Below are 25,405 nucleotides of genomic sequence, written 5' to 3' on the forward strand. Positions count from 1 at the left end.
AGGGGGGCGGAGGTATACGGATGTTGCGACTGACGTTGCCCCTGAAGCGCCCTCGGTTTGAATTGGACTCCGTCGGAAGGAGACGGAGATGAAGAAGAGCCGGTTCAGCGAAGAGCAGATCATTGCGGTGCTGAAGGAGCATCAGGCCGGGATTGCGTTGGCGGATATCTGCCGCAAGCACGGGATCAGCGACGCGACCTCCTACAACTGGCGCAATCGCTATGGCGGCATGGAAGTATCCGATGCACGTCGGCTGAAGGCGTTGGACGACGAGAACCGCAAGCTCGAGAGGCTTTTGGCGGAATCGATGCTGGACGTCGCGACGCTGCGCGAGGCACTCGGAAAAAACTTCTGAAGCCCGGATCGCGGAGAGCGTTCGTGAACTGGGCGATGGAGGAGAAGAGCTACTCGCAGCGTCGGGCCTGCGGTCTGATCGGGCTCGACCTGAAGACCTATCGCTATGCCTCGCGGCGATCAGACGATGTGGAGATCCGGGAGCGGCTGAAGACCCTTGCGGGTCAGCGGCGGCGGTTCGGCTACCGGCGCCTGCACATCCTACTGCGGTGGGACGGCATCGCGCTGAACCACAAGAAGCTGTTCCGGCTCTATCGGGAGGAGCGGCTGACCGTGCGCCGGCGTGGCGGGAGCAAGCGCGCGCTCGGGGCGCGGGCGCCGATAACCACGCCACAGGGGCCGAACCAGCGCTGGAGCCTCGACTTTGTCGCGGACCAGCTCATCGACGGCCGCCGCTTCCGCGTGCTGGTCATCGTCGACGACTTTACGCGAGAGTGCCTGGCGCTCGTCGTCGACACCTCGCTCTCCGGCCAGCGCGTCGTCCGGGAGCTCGACGCGCTCATCGCCCTTCGCGGCCGGCCGCTCATGGTGGTCAGCGATAACGGCACCGAACTGACCTCGCGCGCGATCCTGCAATGGCAGGAAGACAGCCGGGTCGAGTGGCACTACATCGCACACCGGCAAGCCCATGCAGAACGGCTTCGTCGAGAGCCTGAACGGCCGCTTCTGGGACGAGTGTCTCAACGAGCACATGTTCCGCAACCTGCCAACCGCTCGCAGGCTGATCGAAGAATGGAGGATGGACTACAATGCCCACCGGCCGCACACGAGCCTCGGTGGCCTCACCCCGAACGAGTTTGCAACCCGGTCCAGAACGGACCACAGCGAGAACAGAGTCCAGTTATGAACGAGGGCAAATAGGGGGAAACGTCAGGCGCAAAGCAACTGGACCAGCCCGGGAACGCGCTCAGGCAATCGAGCCTAACGCATATCGGTGTTCTCAAGGCAGTGCCCAGCGTCACGCGGTGCTTTCGCACTTTGCCGAGCGTGGTGGCACGCAGAACCTAGATTTTGGGTGCTGGCAGTTTCAGTTCCTGCGTCAGCCATTGCGCGAACATGCGCACCGAACGGCGCGCCTTTGCCACGCGCGGGAAGACGAGGTAGTGCCCGGCATAGCGAACATCCTGCGCTCGTCCCGCCAGAGGCGCCACCAACCGGCCATCGGCGATCTCGCGCTCGGCCAGCCGCGTCGATTCCAGCGCGATCCCGAGCCCGTCGGCTGCCGCGGCGATCGCCATGAAAGAGCGGTCGAAACGTGAGCCCCGCGGTGCAGGCGGCGTGATGTCGTTGGCGCCGAACCAGCTGGTCCAGCGGACCCGCTTGTTGTCACTCTCGATCAGCTTGGCGCCGAGCAGGTCCTTGGGGGAGCCGATCTGTGCGGCGAGCTCCGGCGCGCAGAGCGGAGTCACAGTCTCCTCGCCGAGCGGGATGACGATCAGACCTTCCTGCCGTGGCGGCCCATAGCAGATGTCGGCATCGAACTCGTCGTGCTCGAATTGCGGATAGTCGACACCCGCCGCGAGCCGCACTTCGAGACCGGGCTGCTTGGCAAGGAGGTCGCGCAGCCGTGGCAGCAGCCATTGCGCCGCCATCGAGGGCGCGCAATGCAGCCGCAGCAGATTGCCGGAGCGGGCGCCGACGGTCTCGATGCCCTGCCGCATCTCGTCGAATCCCGCGGCGACATGGCGCAATAGCGCCTCGCCGGCGACATTGAGGTGAACGGCGCGACTCTGCCGCTCGAACAGTGCGGCGCCCATCAGGATTTCGAGCTTGCGGACCGCATGGCTGATCGCGCTCGGAGAAATCCCAAGTTCCTCGCCTGCAGCGCGAAAGGAGCCCGTCCGGGCGGCCGCCTCGAAGGCCTGAAGCGCGGAAAGCGGCAAGCGTCGCATGACTACCCCCTCGGAACACCTGAGCGGTGTCGCCAACAGGTGAATGTGATTCACGTCATAGCGCAATCTTTGCGTTTTTCATGCGCCGAAGCATGAGCCACCCTCAGGCAGCAAGAATTCGCAGATCGAGGGATGGAATGCTCCTGCAGAACAAGACCGCCGCGATTTCAGGCGCGGCCAGCGTGCGCGGCATCGGCCTCGCCACGGCAAAGCTGTTTGCCGCCCATGGCGCCCGCATCGCGATCCTCGACATTGACGAAGCCGCCGCGAAGCAGGCTGCGGCGGCTCTCGGCCCGCAGCATATCGGCGTTGGCTGCGACGTCGCCGACAAGGCCTCCTGCCAGAAGGCGGCGGACGAAGTCATCGCCGCCTTCGGCCAGCTCGACATCTTGATCAACAATGCCGGAGTCACCCAGCCGGTGAAGACGCTGGAGATCGACGAGGCGAGCTGGGACCGGGTCCAGGACATCAACTGCAAGGGTGTGCTGTTCCTGAGCCAGGTCTTCATCCCGCATATGCAGGCAAGGAAGCAGGGCGCGATCGCCTGCATGTCCTCTGTCTCGGCGCAGCGCGGCGGCGGCATCTTCGGCGGCCCGCATTACTCCTCGGCCAAGGCGGGCGTGCTCGGCCTTGCCAAGGCAATGGCGCGGGAGTTCGGCCCGGACGGCATCCGCGTCAACTGCGTCACCCCCGGCCTGATCCAGACCGACATCACCGGCGGCAAGCTCACCGACGAGATGCGCAAGGATATCATCAAGGGCATCCCGCTCGGCCGGCTCGGCGACGCCAGCGATGTCGCCGGCATCTACCTCTTTCTCGCCTCGGATCTCTCGGCCTACGTCACCGGCGCCGTCATCGACGTCAATGGCGGCATGCTGATCCACGGCTGAACCATGAGCACCGCTCCTCTCGGCCACAATGTCTCGCTCGAGCGCCGCGCCTGGAATATCCGGCGCCACGCCATCCTGATGGGCGAGGTGCAGGGCCAGGGCTATATCGCGCAGGCGCTCGACATCGCCGATGTCCTCGCCGTGGCCTATTTCCACGCCATGCGCCACCGGCCGGACGACCCGGACTGGGAGGGGCGCGACCGCTTTCTGCTCTCGAACGGCCATTATGCGATCGCGCTCTACGCGGCGCTGATCGAGGCTGGGGTCATTCCCGAGGACGAGCTCGAGACCTATGGCTCGGACGAGAGCCGCCTGCCGATGTCGGGCATGGCGAGCTACACGCCCGGCATGGAGATGTCCGGCGGTTCGCTCGGCCTGGGCCTCTCGATCGCGGTCGGTAAATGCCTCGGCCTCAAGCGCAAGGGCTCCGACGCCCACGTCTACACCCTATTCTCCGATGGCGAGCTCGACGAGGGCTCGGTCTGGGAGGCGATTATGTCTGCCGCCCATTACGGGCTCGACAATCTGATCGCCGTCGTCGACGTCAACAACCAGCAAGCCGACGGGCCCTCGACCAAGGTGATGGGCTTCGAACCGCTGACCGAGAAGCTCCAGGCGTTCGGCTGGTTCACCCAGCGCGTCGACGGCAACGATCTTTCCGCCGTCCGCGCCGCCTTCGACGCCGCCAAGGCTCAAACGGGCCGGCCCAGCATGATCATCGCCGACACGCTGATGGGCAAGGGCGTACCCTTCCTCGAAGCGCGCGAGAAGAACCACTTCATCCGGGTCGAGGCGCATGAGTGGCAGCTCGCGCTCGCGGCGCTCGACGAGAGGAAGCCGTCATGAAGCCCGCCGCCAAAAATGGCTCCGGCAAGAGCGACTCCGGCAAGCCACGCCTGACCACCTCGGCGATGATCGCCTCGATCGCGGGCGAGGGGCAGCGGACCAGGCCAGCCCCCTTCGGCCATGCGCTGGTCGAGCTGGCGAAGCAGGACGCCTCCATCCTCGGCATGACCGCCGATCTGGGCAAGTACACCGACCTGCACATCTTCGCGCAGGCTTTTCCCGACCGGCATTACCAGATGGGCATGGCCGAGCAGCTGCTGTTCGGCGCCGCCTCCGGTCTTGCCTCCGAAGGCTTCACGCCCTTCGCGACGACCTATGCCGTCTTCGCTTCGCGACGGGCCTACGACTTCATCCACCAGACGATCGCGGAAGAGGACCGCAATGTGAAGATTGTCTGCGCGTTGCCGGGCCTGACCTCGGGCTATGGGCCGTCGCACCAGGCGACAGAGGATCTGGCGCTGTTCCGCGCCATGCCGAACATGGTGGTGATCGACCCTTGCGACGCGCTCGAGATCGAGCAGATCGTGCCGGCGATGGCACGGCACAAGGGCCCGGTCTACATGCGCCTGCTGCGCGGGCAGGTGCCGCTCGTGCTCGACGAATACGGGTACAAGTTCGAGCTCGGCAAGGCCAAGCTGCTGCGGGACGGCTACGAGGTCCTGTTCATCTCCTCCGGCATCATGACGATGCGGGCGCTGGAGGCGGCCAAGGCGCTGGAGCAGGACCGCATCGATGTCGGCGTGCTGCACGTGCCGACGATCAAGCCACTCGACACCGCGACGATTCTCGAAGCCTGCGCCAAGCCGGGCCGGCTCGTCGTCGTGGCCGAGAACCACACGGTCAATGGCGGGCTCGGCGAAGCCGTCGCGGGCCTGCTGATGCGCGAGGGCGTGCATCCCGCCTTCCGCATGATCGGCCTGCCGGACGAGTTCCTTGCGGCGGGGGCGTTGCCGACGCTGCATGACCGCTACGGCATCTCGACCGACGCCCTCTGCGGCAAGGTCAAGGACTGGCTGAAATAGCCGCAGCACGCTGCAGCTCCGCCAAGAGGAGCGCGCGACGGGGAGGGGTGATGAAGACGATCGGCTTCGTTGGGCTGGGCTCGATGGGCCTGCCCATGGCGATCAATCTGGGCAAGGCCGGCTTCGCTGTGACCGGTTTCGACCTGCGTGTCGAGGCCCGCGCCACGTTGCAGGCGGCCGGCGGCGAAGTCGCCGCTTCGCTCGCTGAGGCGTTCTCCGGCCGGGATGCAGTCGTCCTCATGGTCGTCAATGCCGCGCAGGCCGAGGACATCCTCTTCGGCCAGGGCGCGCTGGCGCAGCTCTCTCCGGCTGGCATCGTCATCCTGATGGCAACCTGCCCGCCGGCGGCTGTCGCAGCGCTTGCCGCCCGTGTCGAGGCGGCCGGGCACGCGCTAGTCGACGCTCCGGTGTCCGGTGGCGTGGTCGGCGCCGAGGCGGCCAGCCTGACCATCATGGCAGCGGCGCGCCGGCGCGTCTTCGACGCGGTGAAGCCGGTGCTCGACGCCATGGGCTCGAAGGTCGTCTTCATGGGCGAGGAGCCGGGGCAGGGGGCGACGGCCAAGGCGGTCAACCAATTGCTCTGCGGTGCCCATCTCGTCATCGCGGCGGAGGCGCTGTCGCTGGCCGAGAAGCTAGGTGTTGATACCGCGGCCATGCTCGACATCGTCTCCGGCTCGGCCGCGTCGAGCTGGATGCTCAGGGATCGTGGCGCCCGCATGCTGGAGCGCGAGCCGCGCGTGACCAGCGCAGTCGACATCTTCGTCAAGGATCTCGGCATCGTCCTCGAAGCGGGGCGTGATGCCAAGGCGGCGCTGCCGATGGCGGCGCTTGCCCATCAGCTCTTCCTGTCGGTCTCGGGGCGTGGCCTCGGGGCGCATGACGACAGCCAGGTGATCGCCGCCTATCGCGCAATGCAAGGGCGCGACGCGACTGACGCGACCTGATCCGGAACAAGCAGCAAGAGCCGTCGAAACGGCGAAAACGGGAGGATGACATGACGAAGATCGATTGCTCTACCGGAGGTCTCAACCGCCGGAGCCTGCTCACTGCCGGGCTGGCGATGCCGGCCGTGCTGAGCCTGCCGCGCGGCGCGCAGGCGCAGGTCACCATGACGCTCGGCCACAACGCCGCCGCCGGCAATCCGCGCTGGATCGCGGCCGACAAGTTCGGCGAGCTTCTCAAGGAGCGCACCAATGGTCGCCTGGCCGTACGCGTCGCCGGCGCCGAGCAGCTCGGCAACGAGCAGTCCCTGCTGACCAGCCTGCGCACCGGTGCGGTCGACATGACCGTCAACAGCCAGGGCTCGACCTCGGCGCTGCTGCCGGAACTCGCGGCGCTCGGCCTGCCCTTCCTGTTCCCGACCTCGGCCGACGCCTTCAAGGTGCTCGAAGGCCCGATCGGCGGCGAGCTCGACCAGCGCTTCGCCAAGATCGGCATGGTGCCGCTCGGCTGGTGGGACAATGGCATCCGACACATCACCAACAGCAAGCGCCCGATCGTGAAGCCGGCGGACCTGAAGGGCCTCAAGATCCGCACGCCACCCGATCCGATGACGATCGACATCTTCCAGGCGCTCGGCGCCGGCACCGAGCAGATCTCCTTCGGCGAGCTCTATGTCGCGCTCCAGCAGGGCGTCGTCGACGGGCAGGAGAACCCGCTGGTCAACATCGCCTCGTCCAAGCTCTTCGAGGTGAACAAGTTCATCTCGCTTTCGGCCCATAAATGGGAGTGCTCGCCCTTCCTGATGTCGCAGATCACCTGGATGCGGCTGTCGCCGGCCGATCGCGAGGTGGTCAAGGCGACCGCCAAGGACGCTGGCGAGCTGCAACGCAAGCTCTTCCTCGACGCCGAGACCAAGTTCGCGGCGGAGTTCCGGGCGAACCCGAAGCTGCAGGTCAACGACGCCGACATGGCCGCCTTCCGTGAGGCCTCCGCCAAGGTCTACGACACCTGGAAGACCAAGCCGTTCGGCGATTTCGTCGACCGGCTCGCCAAGGCGGCAAAGGGCTGAGGTCATGGACAGGCAGCCCGAGACGGGGTGGCGCGCCAGCGCCATCGCCCTGGCGGACGGCATCGACCGTCTCGCCGCCAGGTTCTGCGAGATCGTCGTCATCGCGGTCGGCTCGGCGCTGCTCGCCATGCTCGCCGCCAATGTCGGCGCCCGCTACGCGCTCGATTCCGGCGGCTTCCGCTTCGCGCAGGAGCTGCCCGAGCGGCTCTTCCCGGTCTTCATCATGGCGGGCGTCGTGCTCGGCGTGCAGAAGGGCGGGCACATGGCGGTCGAGACCGTGCTCGCGATGCTCGGCCGGCAGGGCGCGCGGATCATGCTGCTCGTCGGGCAGGCCATCGTGATCGGCAGCTATCTCGTGCTCAGCAAGGACATCCTGCTTCTCGCAGAGATGCTCTGGATCGATCGTTCCCCGGTGATGGGGATCCCGGCGAGCTATGGCTACTACACGCTCGCGATCGGGCTCGCCCTGATCATCGTCGTCACGACCACGCAGGCGGTGCGCGTCGCCCTGATGGGGCCGGAAGCCATGCCCGTCCCGGCGCCGGAGGAGCAGGTCGCATGAGCATCACCCTCATCGTCTCCTTCACCATCCTGATGCTGCTCGCCATCCCGGTCGGCCATGCGCTGATCGTGGCGGCGGGCACGGCGCTGCTGGTCCAGGGCCAGATCCCGCTGACGATCATCGCCCAGCAGATGTACCAGCAGACCCAGTCCTTCCCGATGCTGGCGCTGCCCTTCTTCATGCTGGCGGGCTCGCTCATGCTCGGAGGAGCGCTGGGCAACGAGCTTCTCGCCTTCGCGTCCAAGGCGATGCAGCGCTGGCGGGGCGGGCCGCTCTCGACGACGGTGGTCGCCTCGGTGGTGTTCGGCGGCGTCTCGGGCAGTGCCGTCGCCAATGCCAGCGCGCTCGGCTCCGTGCTGATCCCCTGGCAGAAACGGCAAGGCTATCCGGCGCCGCTCTGCGCCGCCAACAACGCGACCTCGGCGATCATCGATATCCTGATCCCGCCCTCGATTCCGCTGATCCTCTACTCGCTGGTCTCGAACGTCTCGATCGCCGACCTCTTCACCGCCGGAATCCTGCCCGGCCTGCTGATGGCGGGCGGCTTCATCGTATTGTGCAGCTGGATCGCGCGGCGGCGCGGCTATGTCTCGCCGGAGGCGCCGGTCTCCAAGGTGGAGCTGGCGCGGCTGGCCTGGCGCAGCATGCCGGCGCTGCTGATGCCGGTCTTCATCCTGCTCGGCCTGCGCTTCGGCATCGCGACGCCGACCGAGATCGCGGTCCTGGCCGTACTCTACGCGCTGGTCCTCAGCGCGGTGCTCTATCGCGACATGAGCTGGCGTCGCTTCCGGGTCAGCATGGTCGAGGCGGGCGTCGCGACCGGCGTGGTGATGCTCGTCATCATGGGCTCGGCCATCGTCGGCTGGATCCTGACCTTCGACCAGGTGCCGCAGCGCTTCGCCGAATGGGTCTCGGCGACGATCTCGAACCCCTATTTCGTGATCCTGGCGATGAACATCCTGCTGCTGCTCGTCGGCATGCCGATCGACCTGCCGCCGGCGATCCTGCTGCTGGGGCCGATCTTCGTGCCGCTCGCGGCCTCGATCGGGCTCGATCCGGTCCAGCTCGGCATCATCATGGTGCTGAACCTCGGCATCGGCCTCTACACGCCGCCGATCGGCACCACATTGTTCATCTCGACCTCGATCGCCCGGACCTCGCTCGGCGAGACGACGCGCGAGCTCTGGCCCTTCTTCGGCGTCGCGATGATCGTGCTACTGCTGGTGAGCTATGTGCCGGCGCTGACGATCTACTGAAGACGCGGCAGAACGACAGGCCAAAACAGGAAAGGCGGCCCGCAGGCCGCCTTTCCATTTTACCGGCGAGATCAGACGCACCTGCTCAGTCCGGCGCGACCACATTGGTCGGATTGCCCGCGACGAAGTTCTCGATGTTGTCGATGAGCTGGTCGACCAGGGCCTGCTGGGCTTCGGTCGAGGCCCAGGCGACATGCGGCGTGCAGATCACGTTGCTGCGGCGGGCGAGGCGCATGAAGGCGCTGTCGAGAGGCGGCGGTTCCGGCAGCGTCACGTCGAGCCCGGCGGCGGACACCAGCCCTTCGTCCAAGGCGACCTCGAGGTCCTCCTCGACGATGAGGCCGCCGCGCGCTGTGTTGATGATGATCGGCCGGCGCTTCATCCGGCGGAAGGCGGCGAGATCGAGCATGCCGCGCGTCTCATTGGTCAGCGGGCAGTGCAGGCTGATGACATCAGAGGTCTCGATCAGCTCGTCGAGGCTGACGATGCCCGCCTGTCCGGGCTTCGCGGCAGGATCGTAGAGCACCACCTCCATGCCGAAGGCGCGTGCGATCTCGGCGACCTGGTTGCCGAGTACGCCCGCGCCGACGAGGCCCAGCCGCTTTCCACTGAGATCGACGATCGGGTTGCTGAAGAAGCAGAACTGGCCAGCCTTCTGCCATTCCCCGGCCAGGACCTCCTGACGATAGGGGACGATCGAGCGTGCAAGCGCCAGCAGCAGCGCGAAACTGTGCTCCGGAACGGTCGCCTTCGCATAGCCGCGAATGTTGACGGTCGGGATTCCGCGATCGGCGGCGGCCTGCTTGTCGACGCAGTCGGTGCCGGTCGCGGCGATCGCGATGAGCTGCAGCTGCGGCAGGCGCGCCAGCGTCTCGGCGCGCAGATCGACCTTGTTGTTGATGATGATGGTCGCGTCCGCGGCACGGCCGATCACCTCATCGGCCTGCGTCCGTCCGTATTCGACCCATTCATGCGGGAAGGACGGACGGCGGATGGTCACCGCCGGGGCGACGGTGTCGCGATCGAGAAAGACGATCCTGTGCATCGCTGCTACCCTTACAGGCGTTCACGGGCCTGCGCGGCGACGGCTTCGGGCGTGATGCCGAAATGCCTGTAAAGCTCCTCGGCCGGTCCCGAGGCGCCGAAGCCGCTCATGCCGACGAAGCCGCCATCTTCCCCGATCCAGCGCTCCCAGCCGAATTTTACCGCAGCCTCGACCGCCACCCGCACACAGCCTTCGCCGAGCACGTCCCGGCGGTAGGCGCGCCCCTGCTCCTCGAACAGACTCCAGCACGGCATCGAGACGACGGCGGTGGGAATGCCGTCCCGTTGCAGCAGCTCGCGGGCCGCGAGCGCGATCTGCACCTCCGAGCCGGTGGAGAGCAGCGTCACCCGGCGTGCACCGCCTTCGGCTTCAGCGAGTACATAGGCGCCGCGGGCCGAGCGGTTTTCGGGACCTCCGTCGCGTCGCAGCTGCGGCAGGCTCTGGCGCGCGAAAACGAGCGAGATCGGGCCTGTCCGGTGCAACAGGGCGATCTCCCAAGCTTCGGCGGCCTCGGCCGCGTCGCAGGGGCGCAGCACCAGCATGTTCGGCATCGCCCGCAGCGAGGCGATGATCTCGACCGGCTGGTGGGTCGGCCCGTTCTTGCCGATGCCGATCGAGTCGTGGCTGAAGACGAACAGCGTCGGCAGGCCCATCAGCGCCGCCATGCGCATCGCTGGCCGCTCGTAATCGGAGAAGGGCAGGTAGGTCACCGCGAGCGGGATCACGCCGCCATGCGCGGCGATGCCATTGGCGAGCGCGCCCATCGCATGTTCGCGCACCCCGCAATGGAGATAGCGTCCAGCCCGGTCGCTCGCTTTGAAGGCGGCGAGCTGGCGCTTGTGGTTGGTCGGCGCCTCCAGATCGGCGCAGGCCGTCATCATCTCCGGCAGAACCTCATAAAGCGCTGCTGCGATCTCGCCTGATGCCGCGATCGAGAACTCGGCCTTGCCGTCCTGCGCGGCGCGTTGCTTGAAGGCATGGATGGCTTCACGCCAGCCTGCTTTCAGGGTGCCGCCATGCACGCGCTCGAATTCGTCGCGGACGGCGTTGCTCGCATCAGCAAGCCGCTTGGCCCAGGCCGCGCGCTCCTGCGCCCCGCTTGCTGCCGTCGCGCGCCAGGCTGCGGCGATCGGCTCGGGAATCGCGAACGATCCGCCCGTCCAGCCCAAGCGCGCGGCCATCTCGGCGCGATCCTCCGGGAAAAGCTTGCCGGAATGGCCGCCGCGCTGTCCCTCCAGGCGCGGAATGCCGCGTGCGATCACCGTCTTGCAAGCGATCAGCGAGGGGCGGGGATCGACCTTGGCCGCGGCTATCGCGGCATCGATCGCGGCGATGTCGTGACCGTCGATCTCCTGGACGTGCCAGCTGGCAACGCGGAAACGCGCGGCGACGTCTTCGGAGATGGAGAGCTCGGTCGCGCCGTCATCGGTGATGGCGTTGTCGTCCCAGAAGACGGTGAGCTTGCCGAGCCGCAAATGGCCGGCGAGCTGGATGACCTCCTGCCCGACGCCCTCCTGCAGGCAGCCGTCACCGGCGAAGGCCCAGGTTCGGTGGTCGACGAGCCCATCGCCAAAGCGCGCATTGAGGGAAGCTTCCGCGATCGCCATCCCGAGCGCATTGGCGATGCCCTGGCCGAGCGGGCCGGTGGTGGTCTCGATGCCGGCTGCCGGCTCGTATTCGGGGTGTCCGGCGCAAGGTGAGCCGAGCTCGCGAAAGCGCTTCAGGGCGTCGAGTGAGATGTGGGAGTGGCCGGTCAGGTGCAGCAAGGAATAGAGCAGCATCGAGCCATGGCCGTTCGACAGCACGACGCGGTCGCGGTCCGGCCAGGTCGGATCGGCCGGGTCGAATTTCAGATGCCGGGCGTAGAGCGCCGTCGCTATCTCGGCCATGCCCAGTGGGACACCTTGGTGACCTTCGCCGGCTGCGAGAATTGCGTCCACCGAGAGAAATCGGATCGCATGGGCCATTTCGGCCAGAGACGCTGGGCGCAATCCAGTGGGCGCGCCCCATTGTGAGATGTCCAAGTTCTGCCTCTCGCGCTCCAACGCTCAGAGAGCAGACTGTGCCGCAGTTCAAACGCTGGCCAAAACGCGAAAATTAGAGCAAAGCATGAACCTGATTCAGCTTTCGGAGCAGGGTCGACTTAGCGTGCGATTGATCATCGCTCCTCGATGCTCTGTGCATCACTCTCAATGCGCAAATGCGAGCACTTCTCTCCATCCACGAGAGTAACTAGTGGGTCGCTAGGAAAATGTGCGCTTCCCGGAAGCTAGTCTGTGCCCGCTTCTGGCGTAACGTGCGCAGCGGAGAAAAATAACTCTTAAAGCGCTGAGCATTTGCCCCGAGGCAACGCGAAAATCCTAGATCTCCTGCGCATCCAATTTGCGGTAGAGCGGCAGCGCCAGCGGCGCGATCCGGCGGATCAGGCCCTGGAAAGGCTGTGGCTTCGGCGTCGAGAGCGGCAGGCCCAGCGTTTCCAGCACCACGCCTTGCGTCGCCTTGGCCAGCTCTCGGCCGAGCGAGATCGACAGCGCGACAGCCCGGCCATTGCAGCCGACCCAGCCGAAACCGTTCGGCCCGAGCTGGTGGATGCGCGGATAGCCCGGCACTTGCGGCTGGAGCAGATTGTCGGGGGTCATCCCGACATAGCCGGACCAGACATAATCGAACTCGACCTCGCCGAGCTGCGGCCAGAGCCGCTTCAGCCGTGCCGCGACCGTCGGGCGCAAATTGGCACCGCCCGCGCCGGGCAGAATCGCGGCGCCGCCTGTGACCAGGCGATTGCGGGCATCCCAGCGGGCGAAATAGAGCTCGCGATGCGTGTCCGACATTGCCTGCCGGCCGGGGATCACCGTCTTGGCGATGTTGTCGCTGACCGGCTTGGTCGCCATCTGCCAGGACAGGACGGGGATGACCTCATTGGCGATCTCCGGCGCAAGTCCGGGCTCGAACTCGCCGGTATAGGCGTTGGTCGCCAGCACGAGCGCGCGGGCCGTCACCGAGCCCTTTGCCGTCGTCACCACCCAGCGACCATTCTGGTGCGCCATGCTTACCGCCGGCGAGCGGGCATGAATGGTCGCGCCGAGCCTGAGCGCCACCTCGGCGAGCCCGCGGGTCAGGGCAAGCGGGTTGATGTGCCCGCCAGTGCGGTTCCAGAAGCCGCCGAACCAGGCATCCGAGCCGAGCATCTCGGCTGTGGCGGCACGATCGAGCAGTTCGACCGGCGCGCCGATCGCCGACCATTCCCGCACGCGCTTCTCGGCGAGCTTGAAACGCCCAGGCGAATGCACCGGCTGGACCCAGCCCGCCTGCTCGGCTTCGGCCGGGATCTCGTATTTCCGCACGAGGTCGAAGAGATATTGCGCGGCGTCGCGCAGCACGGCGTTGAAGCGCTCGCCGGCCTCGCCATGCCGGGCGGTCATCGCTGAGGGATCATGGCCGGCGAGCGTCGGGATGACCTGGCCGTTGTTGCGTCCGGATGCACCCCAACCCGGCTCGGCCGCCTCCAGGATGGTGACGGCGACCCCGCTCTCGCGCAGATGGATCGCGGTCGAAAGCCCGGTGAAGCCGGCGCCGATCACCACGACGTCGCTCTCGACCGCGCCTTCGAGCATCCCGAGCACGGGGCCGGGCTGTGCCGTCGCGGCCCAGAGCGAAGGTGGCCAGGCGACGGAGGAAGTGGCGGTCATCAGCGGCGGCTTTCGGCTGGAAAAAGGATAAGCGCGGCCCGTGGGACCAGTGTGCTCCTATCCTTGCCGCCAGGATCGCCGCCCCGCAAGTAGCCCCTTCCCCGCGCTTCATCTGCTGGAGAACAATTTTCTATTTGTCCGACGATGAACGACTGGTTTATACCAAATTTTAGCTTCTCAGCCTGCGTTCTTGAAAATACTATTCTCCCGACGCTATGTCTGCCGCGCAGCGGGGGTTGCAGGAAACGCCATCCCGGAGCGGTTGCGCCCCTCTCTGCGTTCGGATGAACTCTCCTTCCGTTGGGTTCTGATCATAAGGGGGCGTCATGCCGCTCAAGCATATTCTCGGCCTCGACCACGTCGTGGTGACGGTTCGCGACCTCGACGCCTCGGCCAGGCAATGGCAGCGCCTCGGCTTCACCGTCTCGCCGCGCGGCACGCATTCGCCGATCCTCGGCAGCGGCAACTACACGATCATGTTCGGCGATGACTATGTCGAGCTGCTCGGCATCCTCGCCGAGACCGAGCACAACAAGCCGACCCGCGACTTCCTCAAGGAGCGTGAAGGCATCGAGCGCGCCGCCTTCACCACCGATGACGCCGCCGCCGGCGCGGCCGAATTGAAGAGCCGCGGACTTGAGCCGCTCGGCCCGGTCCATTTCGGCCGCCCGGTCGATCTGCCGAATGGCGGCAAGGGAGAGGCCAAGTTCAACGTCTTCCGCTGGCCGCTCGACGAGAACCCCGGCAGCCTGCGCATCTTCGCCTGCCAGCATCTGACCCGCGAGACGGTCTGGATTCCCGAATTGCAGAGCCACGCCAATGGCGCGAGCCGGATCATCCGCGTCGAGGTGCTCGCCAACGATCCGAAGGCTGCGGCCGAGCATCTCAGCCGGCTGATCGATGAGCCGGTGAAGCAGCAGGATGATGGCTGGCTAGTGCCCTCCGGCGGCAAGCGCGCCGACTTCCTGTTCTACGACGCCGCCGGTCTCGCGAAGCGCTATCCGGATGCAGTGCGGGTTGGCGCAGGGCCGGCTGGAGCCGTGGCGATCGTGCTGGCGAGCACGGATCTCGATGGCGCCGCCAAGGCGCTCGGCCCTGTCGGCGTCCGGCATGGCACGGCGCTCAGCGTTCCCGCCACCTCGGCCAATGGCCTGATCGTGAGCTTCCTGCCGCAATAGTGCGGTTTTCCGCTTTTCCAAGAATCGCCCCGTCGCATTGACGGGGCCTGACCACGACCGCATCGTGCCGAGCTGCACGCCGGCCCCAGGAGATCATCCATGGATATGACCCGCCGCGCCGCGCTGATGACCAGCGCCGCCATCGCCTCCAGCGTGCTGTTCCCGATGCGCTCCTTCGGCCAGGAAACGCCGCGCAAGGGCGGTGTCTTCACCGTCCATTACGGCGCCGAACAGCGTCAGCTCAACCCGAGCCTGCAGGCCTCGACCGGCGTTTACATCATTGGCGGCAAGATCCAGGAACAGCTGGTCGATCTCGACGCCAAGGGCCAGCCGGTCGGCGTCCTCGCCGAGAGCTGGGAAGCCGCACCCGACGGCAAGACCATCACCTTCAAGCTGCGCTCCGGCGTGACCTGGCATGACGGCAAGCCCTTCACCTCCGCCGACGTGCAGTACACGGCGATGGAGATGTGGAAGAAGATCCTGAACTACGGCTCGACGCTGCAGCTCTTCCTCACCGCGGTCGACACGCCCGACCCGCTGACGGCGGTGTTCCGCTATGAGCGGCCGATGCCGCTCAACCTTTTGCTGCGCGCGCTGCCGGATCTCGGCTATGTCTCGCCGCGCCATCTCTACGAGGGCAAGGGCGACATCCGCCAGAACCCGGTCAATCTCGCCCCGGTCGGCACCGGCCCGTTCAAGTTCGTCCAGTATGAGCGCGGCCAGCATGTCATCGCCGAGCGCAACCCGAACTACTGGCGCGCCAACGCGCCCTATCTCGACCGGATCGTCTGGCGCGTGGTCACCGACCGCGCCGCAGCAGCCGCCCAGATGGAAGCCGGGCAGATCCATTACAGCCCGTTCTCCGGCCTGACGATCTCGGACTCGGCCCGCCTCGGCAAGGATCCGCGCTTCATCGTCTCGACCAAGGGCAATGAGGGCAACGCCCGCACCAACACGATCGAGTTCAATTTCCGCCGCAAGGAACTCGCCGATATCCGCGTCCGGCGCGCCATCGCGCATGCGCTCGACATCCCGTTCTTCATCGAGAACTTCCTCGGCGACTTCGCCAAGCGCGGCACCGGGCCGATCCCCTCGGTTTCGACCGACTTCTACCCGGCCGACAACGGCCCGCAGTACCCGTTCGACAAGAAGCTCGCCGCCAAGCTGCTCGACGAGGCCGGTTTCAAGCCCGGGGCCGGCGGGACGCGCTTCTCGCTGCGGCTGCTGCCAGCGCCCTGGGGCGAGGACATCTCGCTCTTCTCTACCTTCATCCAGCAGTCGCTCGCCGATGTCGGCATCAAGATCGAGATCGTCCGCACCGATGGCGGCGGCTATCTGAAGCAGGTCTATGACGACCACGCCTTCGACCTCGCCACCGGCTGGCACCAATATCGCAACGATCCGGCCGTCTCGACCACGGTGTGGTACCGCTCCGGGCAGCCCAAGGGTGCGCCCTGGACCAACCAGTGGGACTGGACCGACCCGACCATCGACAAGATCATCGACGATGCCGCGACCGAGGTCGATGCGGCGAAGCGCAAGGCGCTCTATGGCGACTTCGTCCGGCGCGCCAACACCGAGCTGCCGATCTGGACGCCGATCGAGCAGATCTTCCTGACCGCGATTAGCGCCAAGGCCCGCAACCACTCCAACACGCCGCGCTGGGGCTCGGCCTCCTGGCACGATCTGTGGCTGGCGGAGTGACCTCTTCGCGCAACCCAGAAGCTGGATTCGGCCAGTTCCCATGCGTGTCCTGACTCTCGCGGGGCGGCGTCTTGCCGCCTCGATCCCGACCCTCTTCCTGATCCTGATCGGGGTGTTCCTGCTGCTGCAGCTCGCGCCCGGCGATACCGTAGACGCGCTGATGGCGCAGATGGGCGGGGGGGACGCCGCCACCGCCAGGCAGCTGCGCGAATTCTACGGGCTCGACCTCTCGGTCTGGGCCCAGCTCGGCAATTATCTCTGGCGGCTGGTCCGGCTCGATCTCGGCTTCTCGGCGATCTACGGCAAGCCTGTGGCGACGGTGATCGCCGAGCGGCTGCCGGCGACAATCCTGCTGATGACCGCCTCGCTCTCCTTCGCCTTCTTCTTCGGGCTGATCCTCGGCGTCGTCGCGGCGCGCGGCGTCAACAAATGGCCGGATACGCTGATCTCGACCCTTGGCCTGATGTTCTATGCGATGCCGACCTTCTGGTTCGGGCTGATGGCGATCGTCGTCTTCTCGATCTACCTGCAATGGCTGCCGGCCGGCGGCTTTGAGGACATCACCGTGAGTTACACCGGCTTGCGGCGGACGCTCGACATCGCCCTGCATCTCGTCCTGCCGACACTGACGCTCGGCCTGTTCTACATGGCGATCTATCTGCGCATCATGCGCGGCTCGATGCTCGAAGTACTCAATCTCGATTTCGTCCGCACCGCGCGCTCGAAAGGCATGGACGAGACCCGCGTCGTGGTGCGCCATGTGCTGCGCAACGCGCTCCTGCCGATGGTGACGCTGATCGGGCTGCAGGCCGGCACCATGCTCGGCGGCTCGGTCGTGGTCGAGAGCGTGTTCTCGCTGCCGGGGCTCGGGCGTCTCGCCTATGAATCGGTGATCCAGCGCGACCTCAACACGCTGCTCGGCATCGTCTTCGTCTCGGCGCTGCTGGTGATCGCGGTCAACTTCATCGTCGATCTGCTCTATGCCCGGCTCGACCCGCGCATCACGACGGGGAGCTGAGCCATGGATCTGGTGAAGCTCTATTTCCGCAGCCCACCGGCCGTCATCGGCCTCGTGCTGCTCATCCTCGTCCTCGCCATGGCGGCGAGCGCCGACTTTCTCTATCCGCGCGATCCGCTGGCGCTGGCCGGGCGGCCGCTGATCTGGCCGTTCAGCAATCCGCGCTTCCTGCTCGGCACCGACAATTCCGGCCGCGACATCGCCGCCCAGATCTTCCATGGCGCGCGCATCTCGCTGCTGATCGGCGGCGTCGCGACGGTGATCTCGATCATGATCGGCATCACCATCGGCGCGCTTGCCGGCTACTATGGCAGCTGGGTGGACACGGCGCTGATGCGTATCACCGAGGCCTTCCAGACCCTGCCGAACTTCCTTTTGCTGCTGGTGCTGGTCGCCGTCTTCGGCTCGACCATCACCACCGTGACGATCGCGATCGGCATCGTCTCCTGGCCGGCCTCGGCCCGGCTGACGCGGGCGGAGTTCCTCTCGCTGCGCAACCGCGAATTCGTGCAGGCGGGCCGGACGCTCGGCCTCAAGGACATCAGGCTGATCTTCGGGGAGATTCTGCCGAATGCGCTGCCGCCGGTGATCGTCTACGCGAGCGTCGTGATGGCGATCGCGATTCTGCTCGAAAGCGCGCTCGCCTTCCTCAAGCTCTCCGACCCGAACGTCGCCTCCTGGGGCAATCTGATCGGCGCCGGCCGCGACGTTCTGCGGGTGCAATGGTATGTCTCGGCCATTCCCGGCATCGCCATCCTCGTCACCGTGCTCGCCGTCTCGCTGGTCGGCCAAGGGCTCAACGATGCCCTCAATCCTAGGCTGAAGAGCCGATGAGCCCGATCCTCGTCCTCGACAATGTCAGCGTGAAGCTGCCGGCCGGTGGTGATCGCTCGCATGCCATGGCCAATGTCTCGCTTTCGCTGGCGGCGAACGAGATCCTCTGCGTCGTCGGGGAGTCCGGCTCCGGCAAGTCGATGACCGCCAATGCGATCATGCGGCTCCTGCCGGGCGGCGTCACCATCGATGGTGGCCGCATCCTGTTCGAGGGACGCGACCTCTGTGGGCTCGGCGAGGCCGAGATGCGTAAGGTACGCGGCGCCGGCATCGCCATGATCTTCCAGGAACCAATGACGGCGCTCAACCCGCTGCGCAGCATCGGCGATCAGATCGGCGAGATGTTCGAGCTGCACACGGAGCTGTCGGCGGCCGAGATCAAGGCGCGCACGCTCGCTTTGCTCGAGGAAGTGCGCATTCCCGATCCGGCGCTCGCCTTCAAGGCCTATCCGCACGAGCTTTCCGGCGGTCAGCGCCAGCGCGCCATGATCGCGATGGCGCTGGCGCTCGATCCAAAAGTGCTGATCGCCGACGAGCCGACGACGGCGCTCGACGTCACCACCCAGGCCCAGATCCTCAAGCTGATCCGCGACCTGCAGCGCCGCAAGGGCACGGCCGTCCTGTTCATCACCCATGATTTCGGCGTGGTCGCCGAGATCGCCGACCGTGTCGCGGTGATGAGCAAGGGCGAGGTCGTCGAAGCCGGCGAGACTGCCTCCGTGCTCGGCAACCCGCAGCACGCCTATACCCGCCAGCTGATCGCCGCGGTGCCGCCGCTCAAGGCGCCGCCGCCAAGGACACTCTCGGACGAGCCGATCATGACGATCGCGCATGTCTCGAAGACCTATCGCACCGGCGGCTTTCTGGGCCGTGGCCAGCGCGTCACCCATGCGGTCAAGGACGTCTCGCTGGTGCTGCCGAAGGGGGCGACGCTCGGCATCGTCGGCGAATCCGGCTCGGGCAAGTCGACGCTGGCGCGCTGCCTCGTGCGCTTGATCGACCCCGAGAGCGGCGAGATCCGCCTGAACGGCACCGATCTCGCCAGTCTCAGCCGCGAGGAGATGCGCTCGGCGACGCGCCATATCCAGATGGTGTTCCAGGACCCTTTCGCCTCGCTGAACCCGCGCCGCAAGGCTGGTGAGGCGGTGGCACAGGGGCTCATCGTGCACGGCATGGCACGGCCGCAGGCACTGGCCAGGGCGAAGGAACTGTTCGGGCTTGTCGGGCTCGATCCTGCCGCGACCGAACGCTATCCGCACGAATTCTCCGGCGGCCAGCGCCAGCGCATCGGCCTCGCCCGGGCGCTAGCCCTGGAGCCGGCGGTGCTGGTCGCCGACGAGCCGGTCTCGGCGCTCGACGTCTCCGTGCAGGCGCAGGTGCTGAAACTGCTGGCGGAACTCCGCCAGCGCCTCGGCCTCTCGATCGTCTTCATCACCCATGATCTGCGGGTCGCGGCGCAGGTCTGCGATCTCGTCGCGGTGATGAAGAATGGCGAAGTGGTGGAGGCCGGGCCGATCGGCTCGGTCTTCGGCCAGCCGCAGCACCCTTACACCCAGGCGCTGCTGGCCTCGATCCCGGGCCGGGAGTTCGGGAAGGAGCAAGAGCTCCATCGAGAGGCAATAGGCTGATCGGCTGATGACGGGCGCAGATCCCAGAGGCCGAGACGCCGCTGCGCGGCGCATTCTGATGGTGAAAGTGCCGTCGCAGTGCACGCCCAAGCCCCGCCTACCAGAATTGCGATCAGGAGCATGCTTTCTCGTTGCCGCAACGTGGCGGCGCGCCCGTCTTGGCGAAGCTCAGCCGAAGTCCTGACAACCTGGCGACCAATGTCTGCTTCCGAAGCGCCAATTTCCGCTCTTGACGCTCGTCCACCTTGCGGTCGCGTCCAATCAGCATCGCCGAAGCCGCGAATAGACCCCACAGCCACGCGGCTTTCGACCAACTCGTGAGCGAGGGCACCACTCCAACCGGACTTGGAACCTTCTACTTCGGTTCCTCAACCTTGCGTGCAGGGCGCCTCGCATAAGTTCGTTCGGGGCCTGTGCAGACGCAAGCTGCTCTTGCGACAGCCAAGTTCGCTCTTAATCCATGGAGTTGTCGTCAGCTTCCTTCGAATACCCGTCTTCTTGCGCTGTCGAGATGCGTTTGCATTGCCTGGCGTGCGGCCGTCTCGTCGCCGCTCTCGATCGCATTGAGGATCGCCTTGTGCTCGCGCTGGACGGTGAGCAGGCGAGAGCGAGGCTGGATCAGCGAGAGGTTGCGGTTGACGCTGATGCCGGTGGCGATCTGCTCGTGCAGCCCATTGAGGGTGGTAACGAAGAAATGGTTGCCAGTCGTCTCGGCCACTGCCCGATGGAAGGCGATATCCTCCTCGACGCCAAGTCGTCCCTGCTCGCTGACGATCTCAAGTGCGATAAAGGCATGACGAAGCTTCAGGAGCCCGTCCTCATCGCGTGTCTTCGCTGCCAGCGCAGCCGCCTCTCCCTCCACTGCGATGCGAAAGACGAAGCAGCGCTGGATGTCGGAGATGCTGCTGATCGGTGCGAAGCTGCGGACGTCTGGCGCCGGCCTGCGCAGAACATAGGAGCCGGAGCCACGCCGGGATTCGATCAGGCCATCGTCACGCAGCCGGCCCAGCGCTTCCCGCACGATGGGGCGGGAGACGCATAGCCGCTCTGCAAGCTCGCTCTCAGAGGGCAGCCGCGCCGCCACCGCGAATTCCCCGGTCATGATCTGGCTGAGGATGTACTCGTAGACCCGGTCGCCGAGCTTGCCCGTACTCATCGTTCTCGTCGTCGCTGCCGCTTCGCGTCACATGCGCCGGACTCTAGCCCAGCATGCATTTTTTGGACACGCTTCAAAAACGACTTTACAACTTATTTTACAAGTCATACTCCCCATAGCCGCCGGCATCGACCGGCGCTGACCGGCCTTCTCGACGGGCCGCGCAAGAACAATCACCGTAGGGAGAGACGAGATGAACTTCAGCTTTCGGGATCGCTTGCGCGGCGGCGTGCTGCTTGCCGCCCTCATCGCCGGGATCGGCGGCGCTCAGGCCCAGCAGAAGATCGAACTGACTTACTCCGATTGGCAGCTCGCTCAGGAAGTCTGGGGCAAGTCGCTCAAGGACGAGATCGCGCAGTTCGAGAAGGAGAATCCCGGTATCACGGTGAAGACCGAACCGGTGCCGCTCGCCCAGCGCGACGTGCGGTTTACCACCGCGATCCGCGCCGGCCGCGGGCCGGACGTCTTCGCGCTCGATGCCAACCCGGTGCGACAGTACATCGCCGAGGGCTGGGTGCGCGACCTCACGCCCTTCATCGCCAAGGAAGGCCCGGATTTCCTCAAGGACTTCTATCCGATCTCGCTCGCGCCGGTGACAGTCGACAGCAAGACCTACGGTATCCCGATGAACACCGTCGCGATGGTGCAGGTCTACAACGAGACCCTGTTCAAAGCGGCCGGAATCCAGCCGGCAAAGACCTGGGACGAGTTCAAGGTCAATGCCGCGAAGCTCACCGGCTCCTCGAAGCCGGGCGGGCCGAAGGACCGCTGGGCCTTCGCGCTGGTGATGGCGCCCGCTGGCTTCGACCTGCGCGTCTCGTCGATCATCCGCGCCTTCGGCGCCGATTTCCTGACGCCGGACAACAAGCATTCCGCTCTGGAGACACCCCAGTTCAAGGCTGCCTACAACTTCATCCTCGACCTCGTGAAGGACGGAGCGATCCCGCCCGGCGTCTCGCAGGTCGATGCCAACGGCTCGCGCCGAATGCTGGCCAACGAGCAGGTCGCGATCAAGATCGGCACGACCTGGAGCCTGCCGGAAGTCAGCGCGATGAACCCGAAGCTCGACGGTTGGAACACGCTGAAGATGGCGCCGATGCCGGTCGTCGCCGGCACCAACCCGGCCGTCCGCACGACGCTCTTCCAGAAGTCGATCTTCATCAACAAGAACACCGAGCACGCCGAGGCGGCCTGGAAGCTGACGAAGTTCCTCACCGACAAGCAGCGCATGCGCCGCTGGTTCGACGACAACGCCATGCTGTCCTCGCGCATCAGCGTCAACGCCGACCCGAAGATCGCCAATGCCGACTATGCGCGGATCATCTCCGCCGAGATCGAGAAAGGCGCCTTCCTGCCGCTGATCCCGCAATGGCCGGCGATCCTCGAGACCTTCCGGCAGAGCCTGCAGGCGGCGGCAGCCGGCTCGAAGACGCGTGAGCAGGCGCTGGCCGACGCGCACAAAGAGATCGAGGCGATCCTCGCCCGTCCCTGAGGCCACAAGGCGACTTGCGCCAAAGCTTCGGACCGGGCGCTCCCCGGCCCGAAGCTCCGCTTCTCCGCTCCGGTATCGGCCTTCCGATAGAGCCGTTTGCCGCGCTCCGGGCGATGCTCCCGCATTGCCGCAGACAAGGACAACGATCCCCGATGTTGGGTGAAAAATGGACCGGCTACTGGTTCGTCCTGCCCGGTACGATCATGCTGGCGGTCATTCTCGGCTTTCCGGCCGTAACCGCCATCCTCGAGAGCGTCGGCCTCGTCGGCGGCAAGGGTGGGGCGGGCCTCGCCAACTACACACGCCTGCTCGGTGACACGCAGTTCCACGTCACGACCTGGAACACGCTGGTCTTCGTCGTCGCCGTCGTCGCCTTCCACCTGGTGATGGGCCTCGCCGTCGCGCTGCTGCTCAACCTCGACGTGCCCGGTCGCTGGGTGTTCCGCGTGCTCGCCATCCTGCCCTGGACGATGCCGGACGTGATCGGCGGCCTCGTCTTTCGCTCGCTGTTCGACACGCTGACCGGCGGTGTCAATGCCGTCGGCATGATGCTCGGCCTGATGCAGGAGCCGAAGGACTGGCTCGGCAGCCCGAGCTGGGCCCTGTTCTCGGTGATCATGGCGGAGAGCTGGCGTGGCTACCCCTATGTCATGCTGATCCTGCTCGCCGGCCTCCAGTCCATCCCGCGCGACCAGTACGAGGCTGCCGCGATCGACGGCGCCGGCTGGTGGACCTCGCTCTTCCACGTCACCCTGCCGAACCTGAAGCCGATGATCGTCATCGCCCTGGTGCTCGACATCGTCTGGGAATGCCGGCTCTTCGGCATGATCTACGGCATGACCGGGGGCGGGCCGGGCGACGCGACGCAGAACCTCTCGCTCATGGTCTACAAGCAGTATTTCCAGTTTTTCGACACGGCTTACGCCTCTTCGGTGGCGGTCGTCCTCGCCGCGGTGCTGCTCGTCGTGGCGCTGCCCTATATGCGCTCCACCCTGCGCAAGGAGGCCTGAGCCATGAACCGCGGCGCCTCCTACTGGACCCTCACCTATGCCGCCCTTTTCGCGATGGCGGCCTATAATCTCACCCCCTTCTTCTGGATGATCACGACCTCGCTGAAGACGGATATGGAGGTCACCTCCTTCCCGCCGACGCTGCTGCCGGCTGAGCTGACGACCGGCGCCTATGCGCGTATCTGGTCGCAGGAGGGCTTTCCGCTCTACTTCCTCAACAGCATCAAGGTTTCCGGGGCGACCGCGCTGCTTTCGGGGGCCATCGGGATCCTTGCGGCCTACGGCTTCTCGCGCTTCGCCTTCAAGGGGCGGACGGTGCTGATGGCGGCCTTCCTGGCCAGCCAGATGCTGCCGGGCGTGCTGCTGGTCGGCCCCTATTTCAAGATGCTCTCGGCGCTCGCGCTCTACGACACCCATCTCGGGCTGATTCTGGCGCAGACCACGATCACGCTGCCCTTCACCATCTGGATGCTGAAGGGCTACATGGACACGATCCCCGTCGAGATCGACCAGGCGGCGATGATCGACGGTGCCACGCGTTGGCAGTGCCTGATCCATTGCGTGCTGCCGAACATCCTGCCCGGCCTCGTCGCCACGATGATCTTCTCCTTCCTGCTCGCCTGGGGGGATCTGCTCTGGGCGCTCTGCCTGATCACAGACTCGGCCAAGCAGACGATGACGCTCGGCATCACCAATCTCGTCGGCCAGTTCCGCGTGCTCTGGTCGGACGTGATGGCGGCGACCGTGATCGGCTGCGCCATTCCCGCCTTTTTCTATCTTCTGCTGCAGCGCTACCTCGTCCAGGGCAGCGCGGGCTCCGCCGTGAAGAGCTGAACCATGGACTACTTCACTCTCGATAACGGCCAGGCCCGACTCTCCCGCGTCATCCTCGGCGGCCACGAATATCTGCCCAGCGGCGCCTCGCGCGGCTTCAACGAGGATTTCGCGCGGGCCGTGACGCCGGGCGAGATCTTCCCCGGCTTCGGCGGCGAAAGCCGTCGCGCCGTGCTCAAGACGGCCTATGATCTCGGCATCAACGTCTTCGACGTCACCATCGACGCGGAGAAGGAGGCGCTCGGCCGCAACCTTGCTGAGATGCCGCCGCCCTACGAGGTCTTCGTCCAGACCCGGCCCGAGGGCATGTGCTACGGCTACGATCCCGGCAATCGCCGCATGGCCGATCTCGCGCAGCTGCGGGCCGAGGTGCAGCGCGGCCTGAAGCTCTTGCGGCGCGAGCGGCTCGACATCCTCAATCTCGGCATCCTGCGCGATGCGCGCGATCAGGATCCCGAGTTCCTTGCCAAGCTCGCATCCAACATTACGGCGCTGAAGTCGGAGGGGCTGATCCGCTTCGCCGCTGCCGACACCTTCTCCGGCGAGGAGACCTTCCTCGCGCTGATCGCGACCGGCGCCTTCGCAAGCATCAATCTCAACTTCAACGTCGCCGAGGATTTCGCGGAAGCAGCGGTGATCCCCGCGGCCCGAGGCAGAGGCATGGCGGTGGTGGCGCGCGAGGCCTTCATGAAGGGCGGGCTCTTCCCGCTCGGCGCCGAAGCCGGCATCGCCGACAAGGCGCTGCTGGCGCGCAGCACGATGCGGTGGACCGCGGCGCGGCCGGGCGTCGATGCCGTGATCGTCGGTGCCGATACGCCTGAGCATCTTAGCGCGAATGCCGCTGCCATTCTGGCGCCACGGCCGAGCGAGGCGGAGCAGGCTGCGCTTACCGCCCTGCGCTCCGCGCCGGGCTTCATCGATCATCGCCGCCGCAAGGCCGCCGAGTTCGGCGCCGCGGCAGGAACGAACTGACGGGAAACGAGA

General features: G+C 66.1%; 21 protein-coding genes and 1 pseudogene. 17 read left to right on the forward strand and 5 right to left on the reverse strand.

Going from position 1 to position 25,405, the window contains the following annotated elements; genetic code table 11:
- The first annotated feature begins 88 nt into the window (after positions 1-88).
- A pseudogene (locus tag RKE40_RS02270) lies at positions 89-1,201 on the forward strand (IS3 family transposase).
- A gap of 157 nt (positions 1,202-1,358) precedes the next feature.
- Here RKE40_RS02270 and RKE40_RS02275 read toward each other — a convergent pair.
- Positions 1,359-2,246 carry a LysR substrate-binding domain-containing protein gene (locus tag RKE40_RS02275; RefSeq protein WP_316016622.1) on the reverse strand — a complete coding sequence of 296 codons (888 nt, stop codon included), beginning with the start codon at positions 2,244-2,246 and terminating at the stop codon, positions 1,359-1,361.
- A gap of 137 nt (positions 2,247-2,383) precedes the next feature.
- Between RKE40_RS02275 and RKE40_RS02280 the strand changes: the two genes are divergently transcribed.
- From RKE40_RS02280 to RKE40_RS02310, 7 genes are read left to right on the forward strand one after another with little or no spacing between them, the layout of a single operon-like run.
- A complete protein-coding gene (locus RKE40_RS02280; RefSeq protein WP_316016623.1) occupies positions 2,384-3,136 on the forward strand; it encodes an SDR family NAD(P)-dependent oxidoreductase in 753 nt (250 codons plus the stop codon).
- A 3-nt stretch (positions 3,137-3,139) separates the two neighbouring features.
- The gene (locus RKE40_RS02285) at positions 3,140-3,982 is read left to right on the forward strand and encodes a transketolase (RefSeq protein WP_316016624.1); all 843 of its coding nucleotides are present in this window, start codon (positions 3,140-3,142) and stop codon (positions 3,980-3,982) included.
- Positions 3,979-5,004: a transketolase family protein gene (locus RKE40_RS02290; protein ID WP_316016625.1), complete on the forward strand. Its 1,026-nt coding sequence runs from the start codon at positions 3,979-3,981 to the stop codon at positions 5,002-5,004. Before RKE40_RS02285 ends, RKE40_RS02290 begins: the two co-directional genes overlap by 4 nt.
- 50 nt (positions 5,005-5,054) lie before the next feature.
- Positions 5,055-5,948: an NAD(P)-dependent oxidoreductase gene (locus RKE40_RS02295; protein WP_316016626.1), complete on the forward strand. Its 894-nt coding sequence runs from the start codon at positions 5,055-5,057 to the stop codon at positions 5,946-5,948.
- Between the two features lie 50 nt (positions 5,949-5,998).
- Complete coding sequence (locus tag RKE40_RS02300; RefSeq protein ID WP_316016627.1) at positions 5,999-7,015, forward strand: TRAP transporter substrate-binding protein; 1,017 nt, start codon at positions 5,999-6,001, stop codon at positions 7,013-7,015.
- A gap of 4 nt (positions 7,016-7,019) precedes the next feature.
- Complete coding sequence (locus RKE40_RS02305) at positions 7,020-7,577, forward strand: TRAP transporter small permease (RefSeq protein WP_316016628.1); 558 nt, start codon at positions 7,020-7,022, stop codon at positions 7,575-7,577.
- Positions 7,574-8,833, forward strand: a complete 1,260-nt coding sequence (locus RKE40_RS02310; protein WP_316016629.1) for a TRAP transporter large permease — start codon at positions 7,574-7,576, stop codon at positions 8,831-8,833. The genes RKE40_RS02305 and RKE40_RS02310 overlap by 4 nt, the downstream gene beginning before the upstream one ends.
- Positions 8,834-8,918: 85 nt before the next feature.
- Here RKE40_RS02310 and RKE40_RS02315 read toward each other — a convergent pair whose 3' ends face one another.
- From RKE40_RS02315 to RKE40_RS02325, 3 genes are all read right to left on the reverse strand, one after another.
- Positions 8,919-9,878 carry a D-2-hydroxyacid dehydrogenase gene (locus tag RKE40_RS02315; protein WP_316016630.1) on the reverse strand — a complete coding sequence of 320 codons (960 nt, stop codon included), beginning with the start codon at positions 9,876-9,878 and terminating at the stop codon, positions 8,919-8,921.
- An 11-nt stretch (positions 9,879-9,889) separates the two neighbouring features.
- Positions 9,890-11,845, reverse strand: coding sequence for a transketolase (gene tkt, locus RKE40_RS02320; RefSeq protein ID WP_316016631.1), 1,956 nt, complete (start codon positions 11,843-11,845; stop codon positions 9,890-9,892).
- 393 nt (positions 11,846-12,238) lie between these two features.
- Positions 12,239-13,567 carry an NAD(P)/FAD-dependent oxidoreductase gene (locus RKE40_RS02325; RefSeq protein ID WP_316016632.1) on the reverse strand — a complete coding sequence of 443 codons (1,329 nt, stop codon included), beginning with the start codon at positions 13,565-13,567 and terminating at the stop codon, positions 12,239-12,241.
- 326 nt (positions 13,568-13,893) lie between these two features.
- Here RKE40_RS02325 and RKE40_RS02330 point away from each other — a divergent pair, with 326 nt between their 5' ends.
- From RKE40_RS02330 to RKE40_RS02350, 5 genes are all read left to right on the forward strand, one after another.
- Positions 13,894-14,745 (forward strand): VOC family protein, encoded by an 852-nt coding sequence (locus RKE40_RS02330; protein ID WP_316016633.1) that lies wholly within the window; start codon positions 13,894-13,896, stop codon positions 14,743-14,745.
- Positions 14,746-14,844: 99 nt separating this feature from the next.
- Positions 14,845-16,449: an ABC transporter substrate-binding protein gene (locus RKE40_RS02335; protein WP_316016634.1), complete on the forward strand. Its 1,605-nt coding sequence runs from the start codon at positions 14,845-14,847 to the stop codon at positions 16,447-16,449.
- A gap of 40 nt (positions 16,450-16,489) precedes the next feature.
- Positions 16,490-17,467, forward strand: coding sequence for an ABC transporter permease (locus tag RKE40_RS02340; RefSeq protein ID WP_316016635.1), 978 nt, complete (start codon positions 16,490-16,492; stop codon positions 17,465-17,467).
- Positions 17,468-17,470: 3 nt separating this feature from the next.
- On the forward strand, positions 17,471-18,301 hold the full coding sequence (locus RKE40_RS02345) for an ABC transporter permease (RefSeq protein WP_316016636.1): 831 nt from the start codon (positions 17,471-17,473) through the stop codon (positions 18,299-18,301).
- Positions 18,298-19,929: an ABC transporter ATP-binding protein gene (locus RKE40_RS02350; RefSeq protein WP_316016637.1), complete on the forward strand. Its 1,632-nt coding sequence runs from the start codon at positions 18,298-18,300 to the stop codon at positions 19,927-19,929. The genes RKE40_RS02345 and RKE40_RS02350 overlap by 4 nt, the downstream gene beginning before the upstream one ends.
- 472 nt (positions 19,930-20,401) lie before the next feature.
- On the opposite strand, the gene RKE40_RS02355 is transcribed toward RKE40_RS02350, so the two are convergent.
- A complete protein-coding gene (locus RKE40_RS02355) occupies positions 20,402-21,085 on the reverse strand; it encodes a FadR/GntR family transcriptional regulator (RefSeq protein WP_316016638.1) in 684 nt (227 codons plus the stop codon).
- A 193-nt stretch (positions 21,086-21,278) separates the two neighbouring features.
- Here RKE40_RS02355 and RKE40_RS02360 point away from each other — a divergent pair, with 193 nt between their 5' ends.
- The 4 genes from RKE40_RS02360 (at position 21,279) to RKE40_RS02375 (ending at position 25,393) form a co-directional block, all read left to right on the forward strand.
- Entirely contained in the window at positions 21,279-22,577 is a 1,299-nt protein-coding gene (locus RKE40_RS02360) for an ABC transporter substrate-binding protein (RefSeq protein WP_316016639.1), read from the forward strand.
- A 152-nt stretch (positions 22,578-22,729) separates the two neighbouring features.
- On the forward strand, positions 22,730-23,587 hold the full coding sequence (locus tag RKE40_RS02365; protein WP_316016640.1) for a carbohydrate ABC transporter permease: 858 nt from the start codon (positions 22,730-22,732) through the stop codon (positions 23,585-23,587).
- Positions 23,588-23,590: 3 nt separating this feature from the next.
- Positions 23,591-24,421 (forward strand): carbohydrate ABC transporter permease, encoded by an 831-nt coding sequence (locus RKE40_RS02370; RefSeq protein WP_316016641.1) that lies wholly within the window; start codon positions 23,591-23,593, stop codon positions 24,419-24,421.
- Positions 24,422-24,424: 3 nt separating this feature from the next.
- Entirely contained in the window at positions 24,425-25,393 is a 969-nt protein-coding gene (locus RKE40_RS02375; protein ID WP_316016642.1) for an aldo/keto reductase, read from the forward strand.
- Positions 25,394-25,405 lie beyond the last annotated feature (12 nt).

It is taken from the genome of Allobosea rubneri, assembly GCF_032464875.1.
Taxonomy (GTDB): Bacteria; Pseudomonadota; Alphaproteobacteria; order Rhizobiales; family Beijerinckiaceae; genus Allobosea; species Allobosea rubneri.